Source organism: Bacillus sp. SLBN-46 (assembly GCF_031453555.1).
Lineage (GTDB): Bacteria > Bacillota > Bacilli > Bacillales > Cytobacillaceae > Neobacillus.
Genome location: NZ_JAVIZM010000001.1, coordinates 3,357,983 through 3,379,881 on the forward strand (window position 1 = coordinate 3,357,983; position 21,899 = coordinate 3,379,881).

Genomic DNA, 21,899 nt, shown 5'->3' on the forward strand with positions numbered 1-21,899 from the left:
GGCTTTTTGAATTTATAAGTTTTTCACCATCTGAACCTGCTCCGTCGTTGTCTTAAACCCCTGCTCCAACAAGTATTGGATGACTGGATTTGATTGGGAAGCATTGACGGTCATAAAACTGATTGGATGGGTTTGTTGTTCGGTTATAGCTGAGAAAACTGCTTGTAATCTCGCATCCGTTACCTCTCCCAGAAATTCCACTTGAAATAAAAATACCTTCTCGAGTTGCCTTTCTTGGTTCCACACTCTTTTAAAAAGTGAATAGCCTACCGGATTATGGTTATCGTCAAAATAGATTTGTGCTTCACCAGCCTTTACACTCTGCCACTCGCACTGCCATGGAACATTTTGTTTATAAAAAGAATAAGTTGGTAGCTGCTCAGGACGGATAAACTGGGATTGTACGTGAGAGTTATTTTTCCCTTCGAGAGTACCAGTTAAATAGACAAGCGAATCGGTAACTTCATAGCCGAATCTCGTATACAAACGGATTGCTCTCTCGTTCTCTTTAATCGCTTCAAGGGTTGCTACTTCACAGCCCTCTTCCGCATAGATTTTTAGAATCTCTTCCATGAGTAAAGTAGAAACCCCTTTGCCCCGGTATTCCGTAGCGATACCGGTACCGCCATTCCAGGCAGTCTTTTTCCCATCGATTACCCTAAATCCATTTAAGACAATGGCCACGGGTGCCTCGTCATCAAAGGCAACGATGGAGTGTGGTAACGAAAGTCCTTCATTGACCAGACGATTGAAGAACATCTCAGGAGTCATTTCCAGTTGAACAAAATAGCCTTCAAAGCCTTTATTCCAGGCGGTAATCATCTCATTTATGGTACAATCTGTTAATTTCTTAATTTGTAAGTTCATAACACCCCTCCTATGAAAAAATTGCCTTTTCATTATCAAGTTAGAAATCGACTGTTTAGTCTATTTTAATTTAATCAAAAAGCGCTTACATTCGCAACTGTTTTTTTATTATTCAATAAATCCCATTATGCGCCATAATGGGATTTGGGTGACGTGTTTATTTGACCACTTCTTCTACTTCTTGGAACGGCCATGCCGGCAAAGTCTTGGATAGTGGTTTATCCTCACGATAACCAAGCACATATTCTGCCTGCATAACGGTATGGATTTCGCGTGTTCCTTCATAAATTACTGGGGCTTTGGCATTTCTGAGGTATCGTTCGACCGGATACTCATTGGAAAAACCGTATGCTCCGTGGATTTGAACAGCATCATTGGCTGCTTCATAGGCATAATCACAGGCCTGCCATTTAGCTAGAGATGTTTCACGTGTGTTGCGTTTCCCTTGATTTTTCAGCCATCCAGCTCTAAAAACTAATAATCGTGACTGCTGCAGTCCTGCTTCCATTTTTGCAATCATTTGCTGTACAAGCTGGTGTCTGCCGATTTCTTTACCAAAAGTGCTTCGTTCATGGCAATATTTCAGACTCGCCTCAAGGCTAGCCATGATTGTTCCACAGGCACCGGCAGCAACTGTGAAACGGCCATTATCAAGGGCTGACATGGCAATTTTGAATCCTTCTCCTTCTTCCCCAACCAAGTTTTCTTTTGGAATCTTGACGTTATCGAAAAAGAGCTCACCAGTATTACCAGCACGGATGCCGAGCTTTCCTTTGATGGCCTTTGAGGAAAACCCTTCCCACTCGCGTTCTACGATAAAGGCAGAAATGCCGTGGTGCTTTTTGTTTTTATCGGTGTAGGCAAACACTAAAAAGTAATCCGCGACATCACATAAAGAAATCCAAGTTTTTGATCCGTTTAATATGTAATAATCACCTTGTTTGGTGGCGGTTGTCTGCATCGCAGCCACATCTGACCCAGCATTCGGTTCCGTTAGACCGAAGGCACCAACTTTATAGCCCTTTGCTTGTGGGGTGAGATATTTTTGCTTTTGCTGTTCATTGCCCCATTGAAGGAGTGTCATGCTGTTTAGGCCGGTATGGACTGATACGGCTGTACGGAAAGCTGTATCCCCGCGTTCGAGCTCCTCGCAGACAATCGCCAAAGCGTTGTAGTCCATTCCGCTACCACCGTATTGCTCAGGGATACAGACTCCCATTAACCCCAAGTCTGCCAACCGTTTTAAAATACCCGATTCAAAATGCTGGTTTTCATCCCATTCGCGAATATACGGCATGATCTCCTTGTCCACAAACTGGCGAACGGTCTTTCTTAACATTTCTTGCTCCTCTGAAAAAGAAAAATCCATCATTTAGTTGTTACTCCTCTCGGTTTTTAGTGTGATTTTTATATAAAATTGTTATTGGGGTTTTCCATTGGCGGATGAGCCTTTCTCATTGGCGGATAGGTATATTCAATTAGCGGATAGCGTTTCCCAATTGGCGGATAAGCGTTTTTAATTAGCGCATAACCATTCAATTGGCGGATAACCGCGTCCAATTAGCTTATAACAACTTATCTGTCGGATAACCTCCAATAACTGTCGTTTGGCCATTGATTACTGTCGGATAAGCTGACTTACTGTCGCATGGCCACCGGTTACTGTCGCATAACCAACAATTACTGTCGCTAGCCCTCGCCCCAATCATCCAAACCCACATAACCAATAATGAAAGAAACAAAGGTACAGAAAACTGCACCTTTGCATATATTTTACTTTAACGCACTACCGCGACGGGGGACTGTCCCCAGACCTTACTTCACCCCAACTGGACAAACTTTCTGCCCAATCGCCGCAATCAACTCAGCTGGCATTGGGAAACTCAATGCAGCTGGGTCCTTCATAACAGCAGGGATCGCCGTTTGAAGCGCCTCTTCAGTGATATTGTACTGCTTGAAATCAGCAGGCAGACCCACCTTATGCTGAAGTAGTCTAATTTTTTCCACAACCTTCGTCAATGCCTCTTGTGGCGTATCATCACCCTCCACATCCACATTTAATGCCTGAGCCAGCTCAGCCACCTTCGGCAAATATAAATCTGGTACCATTTCCATTACTACCGGTAAAAAGACAGCATTTGCCAGGCCATGTGGAATACGGAACAATGCACCATACGCGTGAGCCATGTTGTGAACTGGAATCGCATTCAAAGCAAAGCTGAACGCAGTAATTCCCATTAAGCTCGCCTGCAATAAATCCATGCGTGCATCTAGATTCCCCCCGTCTGCCACCGCAACAGGTAGATTTTTTTCAATTAACCGAATGGCATGCAGGGCATACGCATCCGTTAAGCCAGTAGCAGTAGGTGAGGCCAACGCTTCAATCGCATGGGTTAAGGCGTCAAACCCCGTAAAGGCCGTAATCAGCGGCGGAAGGCCGACCGTTAAATCAGGATCTAAAATCGCCATATCCGCACTAATAAATGGATTGATAATATTGGTTTTCATTTGAATATCTTCATTAAAAATAACGGCAATTGGAGAAACCTCTGAACCCGTACCCGCTGTCGTTGGAATCGCGATGTGCGGAATCGGGATATAATTTGCCTTTGGAAACGATTCGTACAACAAGCCACCAGGAATCGCTTCCTTAATATCAGCCAGCCCTTTGTGAAGCGCATACTTCACCCCTTTTACCGTATCAAGCACACTGCCGCCGCCCACTGCTAGAAGGGAATCAGCGCCAATTTCTCGTGCATAGCGAACGGCATCATTAATGCATCGGCTTTCGGCATCCTGTTTGATATCCAAATACATTCCCACCAATTGTGGGCCGCTGCCATGACCTGTTAAATCAAAAATGGATGCCACTTTTTCCACGACTCCTGCTTGTTCTAATCCTCTGTCACTTAAAAGCAGCACTCGTTTGGCACCAAGGCCGGCAAACAAACTAGGAACCATCGCCCGGGAATTCGAGCCGCTGTAGATTCCTGTACGTAACATGAACTGTGATAAGGTTGTTTTCATGGTTTTCTTCACCTCTTCATTAGTTTTGGCCAAATAGAATTCCGTACCAATTGCGTCTCTCAAGCTCAGGACTCATCGATGTATGAACATGTTTTACCTGTGTATAGGCATCAAGGGAATGCTGACCCATTTCGCGGCCGATTCCACTTTGCTTGTAGCCACCGAACGGAGCGTCACTGCGAAGCATATGCCAGTCATTGATCCAAACCACTCCAGCCTGAAGTTTTCTTGCCACCTCGTAGGCCTTATTAACATCGCGTGTCCACACACCCGCTGCTAACCCATAAATGGTATCGTTCGCCATTTTAATTGCGTCGTCTAAGTCCGAATAACGGATGACACATAAAACAGGGCCAAAAATCTCCTCTTGAGCAATTTTCATATCATTGGTTACATTCGTGAAAATGGTTGGCTCAATGAAATGACCTTCTTCAAGGCCAGCCACCTTCACTTCTTTCCCGCCACAAACAAGCGTAGCACCTTCTTGTTTACCTGACTCAATATAGGAAAGAATGGATTCCTTCTGCTTTTTCGAAATAACCGGACCCACATCAGTAGTCGGATCCAATGGATTGCCGAGCTTTAATTTGCTGGCGAGAGCCACTAGTCCTTCGACTACTTGGTCATAGAGCTTATCTGGGACAAATAAACGTGTGCCAGATTCACAAAGCTGACCCGAGTGTAAAAACACTCCGAACAGGCTTCCAGGAAGAGCGATATTTAGGTCCGCATCCTCTAAAATAATATTTGGCGACTTTCCGCCGAGCTCGAGGGTGGTATTTTTAATCGTACCTGCTGCAAGTGCCATAATGTTTCTCCCTACTTCTGTTGAACCGGTGAAGGCCACTTTATCGACCTTTGGATGGCTGACTAATGCTTCGCCCACCTCAGCACCTGGGCCTGCGACCACATTGATAACACCTGGAGGCACGACCTTGGAGATGATTTCTGCTAATTTCAAAGTTGATAAAGGTGTGTAGCTTGCCGGCTTAATGACGATGGTGTTCCCCATGGCAAGTGCCGGAGCAATCTTCCAGGTGGCAATGACCATTGGGAGATTCCATGGCGTAATGGCAGCACAGACGCCGATTGGTTCACGCCAGATAAAATTGTGTGCCGGTCCTGGAAACGGTGGAACTGGAAGCGTTTCCGAAAATGGATACTCTAAAGTAAATTTCGCTAATGTTTGGAACAAGTCGACCATTTGTAAAATGTCACTGTTGCCGATTCGGCGTACCGTTCCACCGGAGCTAATTGCTTCTAGGTAGGCTAGCTCTTGTGCATGCTCGACAATTTGATAGGAAATGGCATATAAAACATTGGCACGGTCCTTTGGTTTCATGTTTTTCCAGTCACCCTGGTCAAAGGCTTCACGTGCAGCCATGACCGCACGATCGACGTCCTCCTTCGTTCCTTTTGCTACCTTTGCGACCAACTCTCCGTTGGCAGGGTTATACACATCAAAGGTTTCCTGGCTACTGGCTGGCTCCCATTTCCCATTGATAAAATGGGGAAATGTTTGCACCTCAACTTTAACTGTCATCGTAACTCCTCCTCTACTTATCTTCGACAACTACATTTTTTGTGACTGTTTCGCCCCTACTGTTCTTGTTCCGGGCACAATAACATTTTTTTGTGACCAATTTGTCTCCAAATTTCCAATCACGGGCACAATAAACCTACAAAACTCCTAACTCACTATCTGAATATCTATAAATCTCTTCGATTTTTTTGCCTCTGGCTCTCGCTAAAATTTCCATTCGGACAGATAGCTGTTTGAGGGTAAAGTTCATGATGTCATCAGGATTTCCTCCGAATGAACTAACCTCCCTTCCTGCGATGCCTTCCTGGTTTAGGCGAATCGCTAGTGGCGTCAACTCGCCCATTTTAGCCGCAACAAAATCAAAAAGATGTGGGTGCTCACAAATCAATCGTTGCAGAAGGAACGTGCCGTACCCGATATGTCTCGACTCATCCTTCTTCAAGTTCCCAATTCCTTCAAGCAATCCAGGCATAATTCCGGCTGTTTCCAAGGCAGCATAGAACGAATAATAGCCGGTTTCAGCTAATACCCCCTCAACAAACATGTTATACACGACAGATGCTTCAGCAATCGCTTCAGGAGACTGGTCGGTAACCAGACGCTCCATCGCCGTCGGTAGAATTTCATAAAAAATCTTCTGATAAGTCTCCGTATGGAAATTGGAGAGATCCCCCTTCTCCCCAATTGCATTCAATACCAATCGGAAAAACTCCGTGTGCTTCGCTTCCTCATATAAGAAGGTCGTTAAAAACATTTCTTCTTCCAGTCTGCCTTCTTTAGCAATAGCCATAATCAACGGCAGCAAATCAAGAGTAACTGCTTCCTCACCCGCTTGAAACTGAGAAATCAGGCGTAAAATATCCTGTTGCTGCTCTTCATTCATCGCTCTCCAGTCGCGTTGGTCCTGACTAAAATCAATATCAGCAGGATTCCAGGTGCCTAACCGTTTCGCTTTTTGATAGAGTCGATACGGAAAGGAATCCTCCAGCAGCCCCCTTGAGCTTGTTGTTAAAATGGTTCTTTTTTCCATAGTGCTTTTCCTCCTCATTTCCTTTTACGGTTTGATTACAATTTCAGACGCAGTTTGGCGTAAATGTGTTTTTAAAATTTTTCCCACGCCATTTCTAGGCAACGCTTCTAGAAAAACAATTCTTCTCGGGGTTTTATTTTTTGCTAAATGATCCTGACAGTAACGAATCAGTTCCTCTTCAGTTACCTCAGACCCTGGCTTCTTCACGACACAAGCCACCATCTCTTCACCCATTCGCTCATCAGGAACGCCAACAACAGCAGCTTCAAACACCTGTTCATGACCGTTAAGAATCTCCTCTATATCACGTGGATAGACGTTAAAGCCGCCGCGAATAATTAGGTCCTTTTTGCGGTCAACAATATAGACATAGCCCTCATCATCGATTCGCGCCATATCTCCAGTGAATAACCACCCACTCCTTAATACACGGCTCGATTCCTCCAGATTTTGATAGTAACCTGGCGTGACATTGTCACCACGGACAATCAACTCCCCTACTTCACCGGTAGGAAGCTCCTCGCCCTCCTCATTAACCACCATCACTTCTACCCCTGGAATCGGAATCCCAACAGAACCTGGTTTGATTTCAATTCCTTTCCGATGGGCCGTGACGACTGGTGCGGCTTCAGATAACCCATAGCCTTCGTACACCTTCGCTCCAAACCTTTGTTCAAACGCATGGAGTAACGCTACCGGCAGAGGCGCTGAACCTGATCCGACCGATTCTAGGCTGGAGGTATCATATTGGTCCGCCCCAGGAAAGGATAACATCGCATGAATCATCGCCGGTACCGCGGAAAACGTCCGAACCTTATAGGTTTCAATGGCTTTAAACACTTCTTTTATATCAAAGCTCGAAAAAACAACGATTGAACTGCCTGTTAAATAACATACATTGGACACCGTCAGTCCATAAACATGAGCAAGCGGCAGGACACCTAGTGTTGTTCCACGTTCCGTTTCGTTATGTTTCGCCGAATTTTCAGCATTGGAAAATAAGTTTTTATGGGTCAAGAGAACTCCTTTTGGATTTCCTGTTGTTCCTGAGGTGTATAAGATGACCGCGGTATCTTCTTCTGTCACCCCTTCATCGAGAGAACCATTGTCCTGAACCATCACCTCGTAAAAGTTTTTCACCTGACTCGACGAAGGCTGGTCGACCACAATTAACTCTGGTTTGGATACTAAACCTTCCAGCGATTTTTCCACATTAGCTAACACATATGAGGAGGTAATCACTGCTTTGGCACCAGATTTTTCCGCGATATAGTGAAGCTCTTTCGGGTGAAGCGTAAACATGACTGGTACAATGATGGCACCCGCTCTTGTAATCGCTTGATAGGAAAAGAGGACTTCCGGACAATTGGGCATGCAAATCATGACACGGTCACCCTTATTTATCCCGAGTTTCCGTAGGCCGTGAGCAAATTGGTCTGCAAATTGTTTCGTTTCCACATTTGTGTAGGACTTTTCTTTGAAAAATAAAAAAGGGTACTCTCCAAAATTTGAAATATTTGTTTCAAGCAGCTCCTTAAGCTTCATCCAATCTCTCCTTTCGGTACACCACTATGGAACCTTGTTTTTCGTAACTTACCTGCTGTCTTTGCTCAAGCAAATCTAAATGACCTTGGATTTGAGATAGTCCCAAAAACACTGTTCTTCCGTTTAATCGAGGATACATCACGCTGCAAATCTCAAAAATACTTTTCTCGCCACTATCAAGAATGGATAGAATCTGTTTACAGCGCTTTTCTTGTTCATTGAGTCTTTTGTTGATTAGCGATAAGTGATCTGTAAATATCTCCCCATGGCCGGGATAAATCGTCACAAGTGGCAGCTGACTGACTCTTTCCATCGAATCCCTATACTGTAATAATGGTCGCGGACGAATCAGCTCCCCCGGATTTGGCGGTTCAATAAAGGCATTCACCGAAAAGGCCTTTAATAAATGATCGCCAGCGAATGTTTCCCCGGTTTCAGGGCTCCAGAGCAACAGATCACATTGACTGTGTCCTGGAACATGCACCACCTCAAACTTCCTTCCACCTAGAGGAACCTGGTCTCTTTCTTTTAAAAAAGTAACATTTCTCCATATTTCCTCATGAAATGGGCGCTTAATAATATGCTTTTTCGGGTCGGCACCACAGCTTGTTACAAACTGGTCAAAAAATTGCTGAACTCTCTCATACTCGTGAATATCAGAGTTGATGGAACCGGCCGCCTGTTCATGTACAAAAATAGGAATATCAACTTCTTCTTGAAGATGTGGAATGGCACCAGCATGGTCTATATGAATGTGGGTGAGGACAATATGGTCAATATCTGTTAATTGAATGCCATGATTATGTAGTTGTTTCTTTAACTGTTGATAGGACTCTCTGCCAGGGTTTCCGGTATCCACTAAGGTAACGGTTTCCCCAATGACCAAGAAGGCATTCACCGTTCCTTCGGCAAAATGTGTTTGTAGCTCTAGAGGAACAATTTTAACCATGTAACGGCTCCTCCTTTCTGAACGATAAAAGGCTTGGAATGCGCCAAATCTTTTGAACCTTTAAAAGTTTCGGTTGTGTAGCGCCCTTGTAAATGACCGTTTTTTGTATTTTTAGTAGTTTCGGTCGCATAGAACCCTTATAGGCGACCTTTCTTTCGTTTGTTCAGCTGGTTCGGTCGCATAGAGCCCTTATAGGCGACCTTTCTTTCGTTTTTCCAGCTGGTTCGGTCGCATAGAACATCATAGGAGACACTTCTTCGTTTTTTAAGAGATTTGGTCGCATACATAGGATTAATCACATCTAAAGGAGGGTTGACCAATAGACTATATTTCTAGTAAACCAAGATTATGTCATAAAACTATTAAAATCCCCCTTGTATACTAAACACCAAGTGGTGGTCGGATGTGATACAAGGGGGAGAGTTACATAGTTACCTATTATTTAATCTTGATTGGCACGATTTTTCCGTCCTCTACCGCTGCAACCTCTAATTCACCATCGAAACCGCCGCCAGTAAATTTCGTAAAATCATAGATTTTCACATTATCAGGAATATTGCTTACGCCATCCTGCATTTTCGCTTGGATTTTTTCCGCGTCGTCAACAGAGCCTGCTGCTTTCATTGCTTCTACAAAAATGTACATCGCAATGTAATTAAGACCGGCTTCTGATCCAGGAGTCTCTCCATACTTTTCTTGGTATTTCTTCGCAAAATCAGGAATAGCCGGGCTTTTTGATTCAATAAGAGGCATAACGCCGATTGAACCATTTAACAAATCATAAGACCCAGTTACCTTTTTCATTTCATCAAATTTTGCTTGGTCCATTACGATAAAACCGCCTTTAAAGCCTAGCTCACGTGCTTGCTTCGCTACTTTTGCAGTCGGTTCAGATGCACCACCGATAAACAATACATCTGGCTTTTCCTTTAACGCATTTGTAACTGTCGTGAAGAAATCTGTTTCTTTCGCAAAGTCGATGGCAGAGTTGTAAACAACCTTCCCACCTTCTTTTTCCCAATGTGCTTTCAGCTTTTCAGACCAGTCTTTTCCGTATTGAGACGCAGTTGGGAGAAAGGCAATTTTCTTACCGAATTTCTTCATTTCATAGTCTGTAAACGGCTTTAAATATCCATCATAACGAGGAGGAATACGTACGGTTAGGTTATTGCCCACTTCAGACACCTTCGGTTCACTTGTGTAAGCACCAATGAGGAATTTATCTTGTTGGTTGAATACTTGTAGTGCAAAGACACCACCGCTGTGCGGAGTGAAAATAATAGGTGTTTTGTTTTCCTGAATCAGCCGTTTGGCGTTAGCTCCTGCTTCATTAGGAAGGTATTTGTCATCCAACGACACGATATTCAGCTTGAATTTCTTTCCACCTACTTCAAATCCACCGGCACCATTAATTTCTTCTGCTGCCATTTTCACACCATTTAAAGTACGTTCACCATAAAAGGCAGCCGGGCCGCTTAATGGACCAGTATAACCAATATTGACTGTACCTGCTTCTTCAGATTTACTGTCACCGCCGCCTCCTGCAGCCGGTTTCGTGTTTGCTGATTCATTGGATGAACTGTTACATGCTGCCAAACTGAAAATAACTACGAAGATCAAACTCAGCATCAAAAGAGCTTTTAATCTTTTCATTGGTTTTCCCCCTAATATTTTTAAAATATTCAGATTTTGACAGTGGTAATAAGGCCTTCCTCACCCCCTTAAAAGCGCAGCCAGTCAATACATTAAGCACCTATATACGCTTTTCTCACTTCATCATTCGCAAATAATTCTTCTGAAGTGCCTTGAAGGACGATGGAGCCATTCTCAAACACATAGCCTTTATCTGCAATTTTTAATGCCGCATTTGCATTTTGTTCTGCTAACAGGATGGTAGTCCCCTCTTTGTTAATTTTTTGAATGACCTCAAACATCTGCTCCACAATCAACGGCGCAAGACCAATAGAGGGTTCGTCAAGCAGCATCAGCTTCGGTTTTGACATTAATGCTCTGCCAATCGCGAGCATTTGCTGCTGACCACCGCTTAGAGAGCCTGCAGCATCGTTCTTTTTTTCCATTAGAATCGGAAACAGCTCGTATACATGCTCAAGAGAATGCTTGTATTCTTCCTTTTTTCCACGGTGTACATAGGCACCCATTCTAAGATTCTCCTGGACAGACATGGCAGGGAACAGTTTCCTTCCCTCCGGACATTGACCGATTCCTAATTTTACAATTTGATCAGCCGACGTTCGATTCAATCTTTTGCCTTCGAAAAAGATTTCTCCAGAGGCAGGCTTACTTAGACCGCTAATGGTTCGAAAGGTCGTACTTTTTCCGGCGCCATTTGACCCCAATAGAACGACGATTTCGCCTTCATTAACCTCAATGTTCACGTTTTGAATGGCTGTAAAACTACCATATTTGACAGAGACATTTTGTAAACTAAGCAATGGCGCTCCCTCCCAAGTACGCTTTTATAACCGCTTCATTATTACGAATTTCCTCCGGTCTTCCTTCGGCGATCTTTTCCCCATAATTCAGAACCATAATTTTATCGGCAATTCTCATAATCATCGACATTTTGTGCTCGATTAAGCAAACTGTGATTCCTTTACTTACCATCTTTTTCATCAAATCTGCCAGCCCTTCTGTTTCATCCGGGTTTACACCGGCCGCTGGTTCATCTAGAAATACAATCTCAGGATCCGTGGCTAACGCCAAGGCAAATGCCGTTCGCTTTTTTTCTTCCTGCGTTAAGCTGCCAACGAGTTTATTGGCTGCCTGTTTTAAATCAACGAACTCCAACACTTCCATTGCTTTTTCGCGGCATTGCTTCTCTTCGCTTCTTAAGCGTGGTGTGCGAAAAATGGCATCCAGTAAATTGGACTTCGTCCGCAAGCGATGTCCAACGATGACATTGTCAAGAACCGTGGATTGTTCGAACAAATTCGTTGTTTGGAAGGTTCGTGCCACTCCAAGCTCTGCGATTTTATTGGAAGGTAACGTGGTAATATCCTTTCCTTTAAAAATGACCTGTCCTGAGCTTGGTTGATGAAAACCGCTGATTAAGTTGAAAAAAGTCGACTTACCGGCCCCGTTTGGACCAATAATGGCATTTATTTTTCCTTGTTCTATCTTAAAATCCACTTGATTCACAGCAACCAGGCCGCCAAATTTCTTTGTTAGATTTCTCGTCTCCAAAAATTGCATCCCTATACCTCCTCTACTTGCTTTTCACGGTCGATGAATGGCTTGCCGCTAGCACGGGCTGTACTAGTAAGCTGCAGCTGTTCTTTTTTCGCCCTCCGTTTAGCCACCCCACTTGAAATCGCTCCCACAATTCCACGGGGATAGAAAATGACGAGTAGGGTTAAGACTGGGCCGAAAATAAGCATTCGGTACTGCTGAAACTCTTGTAGTTGCTGTGACAGCCAAACAATAAGCAATGTGCCGACCAGTGGACCGCTTAGCGTACCAATTCCGCCAACAAGTAAATAAGTTTTAGTAAATCAAAGGTGATGGTGATTGCACCAATATCTGGACCGATAAAACGAACAAATGATGCATATAGGGCTCCGGATAATCCGGCAAAAAGTGTAGACAACACAAAGACTGTTAGTTTATTTTTCATCGTGGATATCCCAATGGTTTGTGCTAAATCTTCACTGTTTCGAATCGCAACATACGTCCGACCTGACAGGGAGTGAATAATTCGGTACATAACCAAAACCACGAGAAGTACGAAGAACAACACTAAATAATAGTGTGAAATCTCTGTTTCAAAGGTAATAGGACCCAACCCTGCTGGTGCAGGAATGCCTATCAATCCACGGACACCTTCTGTTAAACTGTCCCATTTATCAATAATGAGATAGATAATATATCCCAGGCACAACGTATAAATTGCGAAGAAGTGTTCTTTCGTCCGTAGGGCGATTAAACCGACGAGGAATCCTAGAAAACTAGTAATTACCAAGGATAAGAAGAACGCTCCCCAGAAATTCATGCCCGCTTTTACGGTCAAGATTCCTAACGAATAAGCACCTATCCCAAAGAATCCCGCATGTGCCAGTGATAGATATCCTGTATATCCGGCAAGTAAATTTAACCCGTACACGCCAATCATCCATATAAAAGCAAGCGTCATGATGTGGATGAAGTAATTATTATTTGATACTAAAGGGAAACCGATGGCGAATAGGATTAAAGCAATGATTATATTTCTTTGATTCCATACTTTTCCCATTAGTGTCCCCCCTTTGAGAACAAGCCTGTTGGTTTTACTGTTAAGATAATCACAAGAAGAACGAAAGCGATGATGTCTTTGTAGTCGTTTGAAATGTAGGTTGCGCCTAGGCTTTCACTAAAGCCTAAAATATATCCACCTACAATGGCTCCCGGGATACTTCCCATACCACCGAGGATAATGATAACAAAGGCTTTTAGAATAACTAGCTGTCCCATTCCTGGAAACACTAGATTAATAGGTGCAGATAGTGAGGATGCAATGGCAGCAAGCCCGCCAGAAATCATAAAAGTTAACATGGCCACCTTGTTTGTGTTAATACCAACCAGGTTGGCGCCTTCCCGATTTTGTGACATGGCAATGATGGTTGCCCCTGTGAAGGTTTTTTTCAAGAAAAGATAGAGAAGAATCATGACGACAATGGCTGCAACAACAATCAAGATCCGCTGCATCGTAAACGTCAATCCTAGGATTTGAACGACTTGCCCATAGGGAGTAGGCATACTTTGATATTCTGCCCCCCAATAAAATTGGGCGAAAGCTTCTAAGAATAAGAGAATTCCAATGGCAGCAATTTTGTCGTGGATTGGCGGTGCTTCTCTAAGCGGGTGAAAGACAAACCGTTCCATCATGACACCAAGAAGACCCACAACTAGAATTGAAACAAAAATAGCGACCCAATAATGAAGCCCAAACTTGGTCATCATCGTTAAGGTTATGTATCCACCCATCATGTATAATGCTCCATGCGCAAAATTTGGAATGTGCAGGATACCATAAACGAGCGTTAAACCTAAGGCAACAAGGGCATAAACGCTTCCAATGGTTAAGCCATTAAACAGCTGCTGAATAAGAATCTCCATAGCTTCCCCCTTATACTTTTTTGAAATTTCAATTCATATAAAATACTTCTTTATGGGAGCGTTCCATTCGGTCAGCTCCCTTTTCTCAACCAAATGATTACTGTACTTTATTTGTTACCTTCTCTTTTTCTTCTTCCTGAAGCGTACGCCATAAAATTTTTCCACTTGAGGTCATTGGGAACTGCTTCCGGAATTCTATGAGTCTTGGGTATTTATAGGCAGCCATATGCTGTTTCGACCACTCAATAATTTCCTCTTCGCTCACTTTTCCTTCAAAGCCTTCGTTTAATATAACGAAAGCCTTCACCGTCTCCCCTCTTCTTGGATCAGGTACGCCCACCACACAAGCCTGCTGAATGGCTGGGTGCTTATACAGATACGATTCCACTTCTGTTGGCCATACCTTATAACCAGATGCGTTAATCATCCGTTTCACACGATCAACCATGAAGAAATAGCCTTCTTCATCATAGCGGCCGATATCACCTGTTCTAAAATACGATTTTCCGTCTATTTCGATAAAAGCACTTCTATTTTCATCGTCGCGGTTAAAGTAACCAACCATTACCTGCGGGCCATTGACGATAATTTCCCCTACTTCCCCGACACCCAGCTCTTTTCCTGTCGCTGGCTCGATAATTTTGGCATCGACATCAAAGGAGGGAATTCCAAGACATTGCATCTTTGGACGCTCTGCTGGATTGAAATGCGTTTGAGCTATCGTTTCAGATAAACCGTAGCCCTCGACAAACCGTAAACCCGATAACTTAAATAGCTTTTCCCCTACCGCCTCAGGAAGGGCAGCACCTCCACCAGAAATAGAGGTTAAAGAGGAGATATCCTCTGCTTTCAGCTTTGGATTGGCTAAGAAATCGACGATCATCGTGGCAATTGTTACCCAATGGGTACATTGAAGACTTTTAATCATTTCTACTGCCGCATCTCGATTCCATCTTGTCAGAATGACCATTGTACTACCGCTGTAGATCGGCATATGCATACTGTGGACCATCCCTGTTACATGAAAAAGCGGTAGGGACATTAAATGCACTGCGTTTGGTGTAGTATTTGACCAATGATAAGCGCCTACAGTATTTGCATTTACCGTCCGATTTGTGTGCATACAGCCTTTTGGGAGACCTGTTGTTCCCGATGTATATGGTAGGACTGCTAGGTCATCTCCCTTTGCTGTATGTTCAGATGGAGCTATCTTAGCTTGAATGGCATCGTTCCAAAGATAGTGACCAGCCTCAGAAAATGGCACACTTGGAGCTTCCACCTCTTTTGGAAGCATCGCTTCAAACCCGGTCCCTGCATAATCTGAATAGGCTGCAAGCAGTAAGTTTTCTAGTGTAGTCGTACCTAATAATGGACGGACTCGGTCATATAATTCTTGACCTGCAAGAGCTGTCTTGATTTCACAGTCTCGCACGTAAAATTCTAATTCATCGGCAACTAACATCGGATTGATCGGAACAACCACGGCATTTGCTCTTAAAATCGCATAATAACCTATCACAAATTGCGGTGAATTTTGCATGAAAAGCAATACTTTTTCACCCGTTTTTACCCCAAGCTTATGTTGTAGGTATCCGGCAAGTGCATTGACTTCCTCATCCAGCTGTTGATAGGAGAGCTTATTTCCGTAATAAAAAATGGCAGCCTGGTCCGGATAACGGGCAGCACTCACTCGTAGGTTGTCATAAAGAGAGGTTGCAGGAACTTTCAATGATTTAGAGATTTTTGGCCAGTATTCGTAATGAAGAGTAAGCATTGCATATCCTCCTAATTAAATAGAATATTAGATTTTGTTGTAAACGCTGTCATTTTTAGCGATTCCATTTAAGATCATATCTACATAAATCTCCACGACTTTCTCCTCCGGGACTTCCCCAGTTGGGTTAAACCAATAAAAACTCCAATTCGTTATTCCCAGAATTCCCATCGTTAGGATATCAGCGCGAAGACCTGATTTAAATCTGCCTTGATGAATACCATCTTCAATTAGTCTTTGTGTATTTTTCCGAAACAGCGTCCGTTTTTCTTTGATTTCCTCAATATATTTTTCACTTAGATGCCGCATTTCCCTTGAAAAAATGCGGGCGCTCGGTCGTTCCGTCTTGATACTGCTGATTAGCATAAACACAATCTCATATAGCTTTTTTATACAATCAGAGTAAGGATTATTGAGGATTACTTCCTGTTTTTTTACCAGTTCCTCGATATAGGTTAAGTGGATATCCTTTAGCAGTTCTTCCTTACTGCTAAAATAATAGTAAAAGGTTCCCTTCGTCACACCCAGCGATTGAACAATATCCTGTACAGACGTGGATTTAAATCCATTTTGATCAAACAACTGGATTCCAGTCTCCATTAATTTTCGCTTCATTGGATATTTCCTTTCGGCAATAACCCTGGGTGAGGTTGACTCCCTTGCGATTGAATCAACCTCACCGCGGTATTATTCGCGTTCAATAATGGTGGCAATTCCCTGGCCTCCGCCAATACAGGCGGTAATGAGGGCGTATCGTCCCTCTGACCGTTTTAGTTCATAGACTGCCTTTGTGACGAGGATGGCCCCTGTAGCACCTAGTGGATGTCCATGGGCAATGGCTCCACCATTCACATTTACCTTTTCAAGATCCATACCAAGCTCGCGGTTACATGCGAGTACCTGTGAGGCAAACGCTTCATTAATTTCAATTAAGTCCATTTCTCCGATGGATAGACCAGACTTTTCCATTACCTTTCTTACGGCAGGAACTGGCCCAATACCCATAATATTTGGATCAACACCTGCGACAGCATAGTGACGAACAACCGCAAGCGGAGTGAGATTTAATTCTTCTGCCTTTTCTCTCGACATAATGACAAGGGCCGATGCGGCATCATTTAATCCTGAACTGTTTCCAGCAGTGACCGTTCCACCCTTTAGAAACGCAGGCTGCAGCTTCGCCAATGCCTCATAAGTCGTTTGTGGTCTTGGGTGTTCATCTGTATTAAATACAACAGGTTCACCCTTTTTTACAGGAATGGTGATTGGCACAATTTGTTCTTCAAACCGTCCTTCCTCCATCGCAACTGCCATCCGCTGTTGACTTTGGAGGGAAAATTGATCCTGTTCCTCCCGTGAAATTTGGTATTTTTCAACGAGATTTTCAGCAGTAATCCCCATTGGAGGGTCGCCAATTTCCTTTGGAGACAGTTGAGACTTCCTGAAACTTGGCGGCATAGGACTGTACGGTTTTTCTGGACGATCCATCAAATAAGGAGCCCGGCTCATACTTTCCGTCCCACCGGCAATATACACATCTCCGTCTCCGGCCCGAATCGCTTGCGCGGCAAGATTAATCGCGTTAATTCCCGATCCGCACTGCCGGTCCACCGTTAACCCAGGTAAATCTAGCGATAATCCTGTCTGTAAAGCTGTTAATCTAGCAATATTTCCTCCACCTGAAAGCACATTGCCGAAAATCACATCGTCAATCATTTCAGGCTGAATCTTTGCTCGTTTTACTGCTTCTTTAATGACCTCAGCACCTAAGACATGGGCTGGAACACCTGCAAGTGCACCTCCCTGTCTACCAATCGCCGTCCGTACGGCTGAAACAATTACTGCATCTCTTTTCATTGTGTAACCCCCCTAGTTTTTGGAATATGTCATTACATGGCATGTGCTCCGCCATCAACTACAATAATGTCACCGGTTACAAAATCAGAGGCAGGCGATGCTAAAAATAACGCCACACCTTTAAGGTCAGTATTCGAGCCAAATTTTCTTAATGGTGTGCCTTCGAGAATCGCTTCTCCACCTTGGTCTAGTAACCCTTTGGACATTTTTGTTGGGAAAAAGCCTGGAGCAATCGCATTCACATAGATACCCTCTGGTCCCCATTTCACAGCCAAGTCCTTCGTAAACGTAATAACGGCTCCTTTACTTGCGTTATAGCCAATAGCATTCATATATTTTGGGTTACTGCCTTTTAAACCCGCAACCGAAGCGATATTAATAATTTTTCCTGATTTCTGCTCAAGCATCACTTTTCCAGCAGCCTGACTCATTAAAAAGGTGCCCGTAACATTCACATTCATTACCTTGTACCAAGCCTCAAGTGGCATTTCTTCGACTGGAGCTCCCCATGATGCGCCACTGTTGTTGACGAGAATATCAATCCTTCCGAATTTTTCAACGGTCTTCTCAACGACATGTTTGACATCTTCAGGATTTGTAACATCACATTGTAATGCAAAGCTCTCAACCCCAAGCTTCTTCAGCCCTTCACTCACTTCTTCACAAGCCTCCAGTCTTCTGGAACAGACCACTACGTTTGCCCCTGCTTCCGCAAATCCTTCGGCAATTTGCTGTCCTAATCCTCGACCACCACCTGTAACAATGGCTACTTTTCCTTTGAGATCAAAAAGATCTTTTACGTGCATTCTATTTCCTCCTATTTCTATCAACTCAATTGGTATCGTCTTTTCATAAAGTTCATTCATCCAAAAAGCTTAATTTAAATCATCTCAAACATACTAACTAGTTGGTATGTTATTAATCTTATAATAGTAAAAATTTTTAGAATATTCAACATCTAGTCATTCGACAAATTCCTCATTAGTATAGTAGAAAAGTCTTCTGGACCCTATCCTTTTCTAATAATCCGATAGATGCCAGTTCCTTTTGCTATCAATTGTTGATGATCGTCTACTATTTCCGCTTCAATAGTAGCCAGTTTATAACCCTTTTGAAGGATTTTGGCTTTAGCAAAGAGATGGCCAGAATTAGCTGGTGAAAAATAATGGACATCTAAATTCATTGCTGCTACCGGGGATTGATAAATCGATCGAAGAACGATGGATTGCACGGCATCCAGCATGGAGGCGTGTACTCCTCCGTGAACTGTTTTATTAGTATTTAGGAGCTCTCTTTTCAGTGAAAGCTTAAGAAGGATTTCATCATTCTTTTCAGTTACTAGTTCAAAACCGATATGGTTATTGAACGGATTATTCTCTATATATTTATGAAGCTCCGTATTCAAGACCGACAATTTATCCCCACCTACTTACTACCCTTGTATAATTGGACTTGTTTTAAATGTCCCTATCCCTTTCGCAATAAGCGAATGATTTTGATCGAAAATAGTCCCTTCCGCCATGACATATTTTCCGTCTTGGTTCACTATCGTTGTTTCTGCACGATAATTTTCTTTTGGTAAAAGATCAAAGAATGATAGATTTAGGTTAATGGTAGCGGCGAATGACTGGGTCTCTAAAGAGATGTTTGCTCCCATTATAATATCAAGCATGGTGGAGAATACCCCAGGATGAACGGTTCCGTCATCCTGAAGCAAATGCGGCTGCATGCCGATTTCTAACTGAAACGCATCCGACCATTCACCACTAAAACCCATATAGTCGAAAAATGTTGATGTAGTTTCGGGCATTTTCATTCGTCTTTCTCCTTTAAGTAGTAATCTCTACCATCATGGCCATTCCCTGTCCTCCGCCAACACATAAAGTGGCTATGCCTCTTTTTTTCTGTTGCTGGGTTAGTTCGTAAATTAAAGTAGTGATGATTTTTGCACCGGTGGCCCCAAGGGGATGTCCAAGTGCAATCGCACCTCCGTTCACATTCACCTTATCCGGATCAAGATTTAATTCACGAATTACAGCTAATGCCTGAGAGGCGAAGGCTTCATTTAACTCAAATAAATCAATATCAGCAAGTGTAAACCCTGTTCGTTCCAATAGTTTTTTCACAGCTGGCACCGGACCAATTCCCATAACCTCTGGTGAGACTCCGACCACTGACCAATCCACGATTCTAGCCATTGGCTTCAAACCCATTCCATCTGCATGGCTACGAGACGTTAACACTAAGGCAGCTGCCCCGTCATTACGTCCACAGGCATTACCAGCCGTGACCGTGCCATTCTCTTTAAAAACAGGTTTAAGCTTTCTTAATGTTTCAATCGTGGTTTCCGGTCTTGGATGTTCATCCACCGAAAAGGTAATAGAACTCTTTTTTCCTTTCACCTCAACGGGGACGATTTCATCCTCAAACCGGTTACTTTTAATAGCTACCGTTGCCCGTAATTGACTCTCATATGCAAAAGCATCTTGATCCTCCCGTGAAATCGAAAATCTCTCAGCGACATTTTCAGCAGTGATCCCCATTCCTAACTGACTTCCATAGATTTCCTGAGGCTGCTGTCCCGCTTCCGTATTGGAATCGATTAGTTTTGTGTTATCACCGCCGAATCGAGAGTTTCTTAGATAAAGAGGGGCATTGCTCATGCTTTCTGTTCCACCCGCCACAACGATTTCCGCTTGTCCGCTAGAGATTTGCTGGGCACCTGATGCAATAGCCTGCAGCCCTGATGCACATAAGCGGTTAATGGTAAACGCCGGTACGGTTTCAGGGACCCCTGCTCGTAATGCACCGACCCTAGCAACATTGGAGGATTCAGTGGATTGGCGAACTTCGCCTAAAATAACTTCATCGACCTGATCGGTGGTAATTCCTGCTCTTTTCACCGCCTCTTTAATGACGATAGAAGCAAGAGTCCCTGAATTCATACTTTTTAATGCACCGCCATACCTGCCGACTGGTGTACGAACGGCACTAAGAATCACAATATCATTCATGAATATCCTCCTATATTACTAGATTAGCTGTATTCTTTTTCTAACTGGGCAGCAATGATATTTTTCTGAATCTCTGATGTTCCTTCATAGATTCTCGTAATCCTTGCATCACGATAAAAGCGTTCCACTGGGTAATCCGCAATATAGCCAAGGCCCCCGTGGATTTGTACGGCTTTATCTGCTACCCGGTTGTAAACCTCTGATCCGTATAGCTTTAACATGGCCGCCTCTTTAATGACCTTCATTCCTTGATCAACCATCCATGCTACCCGGTAAGTAAACGACCTTAACGCTTCTATTTCCACCGCCATCTCTGCCAGCATATGGCTCACGGCCTGGTTTGAGATAATCGGCTTTCCAAATTGAATCCGTTCTTTGGCATATCTGGTTGACATGTCCAAAAGCTTTTGACAGGAACCAAGATTACGAGAGGCCAAGCCTGCACGGCCGTTTGCTAAAATTTTCAACGCATTCACGTAGCCTTGACCCTCTACACCGAGCACGTTTTCAACTGGAACCTCACAATCTTCAAAGATTAATTCCGCTGAATGTGATCCACGTAAGCCCATTTTTTTCTCAACCGCACCGACCTGAAACCCTGGAAAATCCTTTTCTACAATAAACGAGGTAATTCCCTTGGCTCCTTTTTCCGGGTCGGTTACCGCCATCACTGTAAAAACGCTTGCTTCAGTTGCGTTAGTAATATAATGTTTTAAACCGTTAAGAACGTAAGTATTCCCTTTTCTAACAGCTGTTGTTTTTAAATTGGCGGCATTAGAACCGGCGGCAGGCTCGGTTAAAGCGAAGGCACCGATTTTATCCCCATTTGCCATATCAGGTAAATATCTTCTCTTTTGCTCTTCGTTCCCCATTTCTACAATTCCTACTGATCCGATACCGGTATGGGCTCCAATTAAAGTCGTATATCCGTTATGTGTTTGACCGATTTCTTCGTATAAGGCGCATTTACCGACCATTCCAATTCCAAGACCGCCATATTCTTCCGGAATACTTAGACCAAAGAGGCCCATCTCTTTTGACAGCTGAATAATCCTTTCCGGTATGTGGTTCTCTTCTTCAATTTGCATGGCGACTGCTTCTACCTCTGTCTGAATGAAATCCCTGACGTTCTTTTTCATAAAAAGAATGTCTTCATCTAATTCGAAATTCATGTGACACCT

Annotated in this window: 19 protein-coding genes and 1 pseudogene; all 20 read right to left on the reverse strand. The window is 43.5% G+C overall.

The genetic code is table 11. The features are described from left to right. Positions 1 to 12: 12 nt before the first annotated feature. A complete protein-coding gene (locus QFZ87_RS17235) occupies positions 13 to 867 on the reverse strand; it encodes a GNAT family N-acetyltransferase (RefSeq protein WP_309863867.1) in 855 nt (284 codons plus the stop codon). Positions 868 to 1,024: 157 nt separating this feature from the next. Next, positions 1,025 to 2,236 (reverse strand): acyl-CoA dehydrogenase family protein, encoded by a 1,212-nt coding sequence (locus tag QFZ87_RS17240; RefSeq protein WP_309867946.1) that lies wholly within the window; start codon positions 2,234 to 2,236, stop codon positions 1,025 to 1,027. Between the two features lie 446 nt (positions 2,237 to 2,682). Further along, complete coding sequence (locus tag QFZ87_RS17245; protein WP_483862244.1) at positions 2,683 to 3,894, reverse strand: iron-containing alcohol dehydrogenase; 1,212 nt, start codon at positions 3,892 to 3,894, stop codon at positions 2,683 to 2,685. 19 nt (positions 3,895 to 3,913) lie between these two features. Next, positions 3,914 to 5,437, reverse strand: coding sequence for an aldehyde dehydrogenase family protein (locus QFZ87_RS17250; protein WP_309863871.1), 1,524 nt, complete (start codon positions 5,435 to 5,437; stop codon positions 3,914 to 3,916). A 136-nt stretch (positions 5,438 to 5,573) separates the two neighbouring features. Beyond that, on the reverse strand, positions 5,574 to 6,467 hold the full coding sequence (locus QFZ87_RS17255) for a R2-like ligand-binding oxidase (RefSeq protein ID WP_309863872.1): 894 nt from the start codon (positions 6,465 to 6,467) through the stop codon (positions 5,574 to 5,576). 24 nt (positions 6,468 to 6,491) lie between these two features. Further along, positions 6,492 to 8,012, reverse strand: coding sequence for a class I adenylate-forming enzyme family protein (locus QFZ87_RS17260; RefSeq protein ID WP_309863873.1), 1,521 nt, complete (start codon positions 8,010 to 8,012; stop codon positions 6,492 to 6,494). Next, the gene (locus QFZ87_RS17265; protein ID WP_309863875.1) at positions 8,002 to 8,961 is read right to left on the reverse strand and encodes an MBL fold metallo-hydrolase; all 960 of its coding nucleotides are present in this window, start codon (positions 8,959 to 8,961) and stop codon (positions 8,002 to 8,004) included. Before QFZ87_RS17265 ends, QFZ87_RS17260 begins: the two co-directional genes overlap by 11 nt. A gap of 438 nt (positions 8,962 to 9,399) precedes the next feature. Next, a complete protein-coding gene (locus QFZ87_RS17270; RefSeq protein WP_309863876.1) occupies positions 9,400 to 10,614 on the reverse strand; it encodes an ABC transporter substrate-binding protein in 1,215 nt (404 codons plus the stop codon). Positions 10,615 to 10,706: 92 nt separating this feature from the next. Further along, the gene (locus QFZ87_RS17275; RefSeq protein WP_309863880.1) at positions 10,707 to 11,414 is read right to left on the reverse strand and encodes an ABC transporter ATP-binding protein; all 708 of its coding nucleotides are present in this window, start codon (positions 11,412 to 11,414) and stop codon (positions 10,707 to 10,709) included. Then, on the reverse strand, positions 11,407 to 12,174 hold the full coding sequence (locus QFZ87_RS17280; protein ID WP_309863882.1) for an ABC transporter ATP-binding protein: 768 nt from the start codon (positions 12,172 to 12,174) through the stop codon (positions 11,407 to 11,409). The genes QFZ87_RS17275 and QFZ87_RS17280 overlap by 8 nt, the downstream gene beginning before the upstream one ends. Before the next feature lie 2 nt (positions 12,175 to 12,176). Then, positions 12,177 to 13,210 (reverse strand): annotated as a pseudogene (locus tag QFZ87_RS17285) (branched-chain amino acid ABC transporter permease). Further along, positions 13,210 to 14,073 carry a branched-chain amino acid ABC transporter permease gene (locus QFZ87_RS17290; protein WP_309863884.1) on the reverse strand — a complete coding sequence of 288 codons (864 nt, stop codon included), beginning with the start codon at positions 14,071 to 14,073 and terminating at the stop codon, positions 13,210 to 13,212. The pseudogene QFZ87_RS17285 and the gene QFZ87_RS17290 overlap by 1 nt, the downstream one beginning before the upstream one ends. 97 nt (positions 14,074 to 14,170) lie before the next feature. Further along, a complete protein-coding gene (locus QFZ87_RS17295) occupies positions 14,171 to 15,847 on the reverse strand; it encodes a long-chain fatty acid--CoA ligase (protein ID WP_309863887.1) in 1,677 nt (558 codons plus the stop codon). 27 nt (positions 15,848 to 15,874) lie between these two features. Continuing rightward, positions 15,875 to 16,462, reverse strand: coding sequence for a TetR/AcrR family transcriptional regulator (locus tag QFZ87_RS17300; protein ID WP_309863891.1), 588 nt, complete (start codon positions 16,460 to 16,462; stop codon positions 15,875 to 15,877). Between the two features lie 72 nt (positions 16,463 to 16,534). Then, entirely contained in the window at positions 16,535 to 17,704 is a 1,170-nt protein-coding gene (locus QFZ87_RS17305; RefSeq protein WP_309863894.1) for a thiolase family protein, read from the reverse strand. Between the two features lie 32 nt (positions 17,705 to 17,736). Then, positions 17,737 to 18,510, reverse strand: coding sequence for an SDR family oxidoreductase (locus QFZ87_RS17310; RefSeq protein WP_309863896.1), 774 nt, complete (start codon positions 18,508 to 18,510; stop codon positions 17,737 to 17,739). Positions 18,511 to 18,713: 203 nt separating this feature from the next. Next, positions 18,714 to 19,118 (reverse strand): PaaI family thioesterase, encoded by a 405-nt coding sequence (locus QFZ87_RS17315; protein WP_309863899.1) that lies wholly within the window; start codon positions 19,116 to 19,118, stop codon positions 18,714 to 18,716. 18 nt (positions 19,119 to 19,136) lie between these two features. Beyond that, on the reverse strand, positions 19,137 to 19,520 hold the full coding sequence (locus QFZ87_RS17320; protein WP_309863902.1) for a PaaI family thioesterase: 384 nt from the start codon (positions 19,518 to 19,520) through the stop codon (positions 19,137 to 19,139). A 13-nt stretch (positions 19,521 to 19,533) separates the two neighbouring features. Continuing rightward, positions 19,534 to 20,718: a thiolase family protein gene (locus tag QFZ87_RS17325; RefSeq protein WP_309863906.1), complete on the reverse strand. Its 1,185-nt coding sequence runs from the start codon at positions 20,716 to 20,718 to the stop codon at positions 19,534 to 19,536. Between the two features lie 23 nt (positions 20,719 to 20,741). Further along, the gene (locus QFZ87_RS17330) at positions 20,742 to 21,890 is read right to left on the reverse strand and encodes an acyl-CoA dehydrogenase family protein (RefSeq protein WP_309863910.1); all 1,149 of its coding nucleotides are present in this window, start codon (positions 21,888 to 21,890) and stop codon (positions 20,742 to 20,744) included. Positions 21,891 to 21,899 lie beyond the last annotated feature (9 nt).